The organism is uncultured Campylobacter sp., from assembly GCF_937949835.1.
In the GTDB taxonomy this organism is placed as follows: domain Bacteria; phylum Campylobacterota; class Campylobacteria; order Campylobacterales; family Campylobacteraceae; genus Campylobacter_B.
Genome location: NZ_CALEDC010000136.1, coordinates 1 through 1,251, shown reverse-complemented (window position 1 = coordinate 1,251; position 1,251 = coordinate 1). Strand labels below are relative to the sequence as shown.

Below are 1,251 nucleotides of genomic sequence, written 5' to 3'. Positions count from 1 at the left end.
ATCTTTAAAATCGTACCTTTGCAATTAATGCGGCTCGGTTTTTCCGTCGCCGTGCGCGATACAAGGCGCCGCTTCTGCCGAAGTTCGTCTTGGATTTTCATTCATTTTCATTCGACAAAGAATAAATTTTTAAAAGCTAAATTTAAAAAGTGCGCGAAAGAAATATTTCTCTTTTTAAATTCCACTAAAATTTCATCCAAAATGCGGCAAGCTCGTATCCGCGGGGCTCGCCCAACCCGCTTAAGCTTTCAAACGCAAGCGTAACGCCGCTGTTTAAACTCAGTTCCAACCCCTCATCCGTTGCGCGCTCGCGATACTCGATCCGTTCGCGATCTAAAGCGCTTTTCGCCGCTGCAAGATCGATGGGAGCAGGACAGCCCGATAATATCCAAGGCTCTATTTCGATTTGTCCCGTCCTTCCGTCGCCGAAATCTAAAGGCTCGCTTCTGAAATGATCCGAAAAAATCATAAAAATTTCGTCCCGAAAAAAGTGAAACTCAAAGGCGCCGTATCTTAAAATTTCAGCCCCCGCGCTCTTAAAGCTCGCGTCCGCAGAGCCGAACATCGAGGCGATCTGCGCACAGCTCAAGCCGCTTCTTACGCCTGCAAACTCGCCCGAGCGAAAAAATTTAAGCATATCGATTTTTAGCATCTCTTCCCCTGTAAACACACATCGCGCCTCTTAAAGCCACTAGCAGCACTGAACGACACGGTAATAGTTACACGAGCCAGCCATCGCGCTCATCCATGCTTAGGCATTCGCTGACATGGCACTAACGAGCAACGGCAAGCCAGACGCATACATCACATAAAAGTGCGCCGCACAAAATTTTATCTCGCACCGAGCCAAAATACGGCGCATTTACAAAATTTAAAACGATTGCAAAATACCACGTTGTTTCGCAAGTTTTATTTCGCACAGACTTAAAAGCTGCGACAGCCGTATGAAATTTTATATAGTGACTGCATAAATCGCGCGCCGCAAGACTTGAAATTTCACGCCGCAACGCCGCAAATTTCACACCTCCCGCACATCACGTAGTGTCAATCAGCCGAGCAAAGCTCGAATCTCGCGATTTACGAAAACCTCGCGCGTCGCAAGCCACACTCAAACAAGTACTGCTTGGCATTATTTAAAATTTCACAAGCGTCGTAATATCCGAACTTAGGAAGCGATTTTATAATCCGCTTTAGCTCATCTGGCGCTGTACTACGAGCAGATAAACTCGTTTGAGTCCGTTAAAGCTAGCC

The 1,251-nt window shown here is 46.5% G+C and carries 1 protein-coding gene; it reads right to left on the bottom strand.

Translation table 11 applies throughout. The features are described 5' to 3' along the window. Positions 1-184: 184 nt before the first annotated feature. On the bottom strand, positions 185-670 hold the full coding sequence (locus Q0256_RS02975) for a hypothetical protein (protein ID WP_297959912.1): 486 nt from the start codon (positions 668-670) through the stop codon (positions 185-187). Positions 671-1,251: the final 581 nt, after the last annotated feature.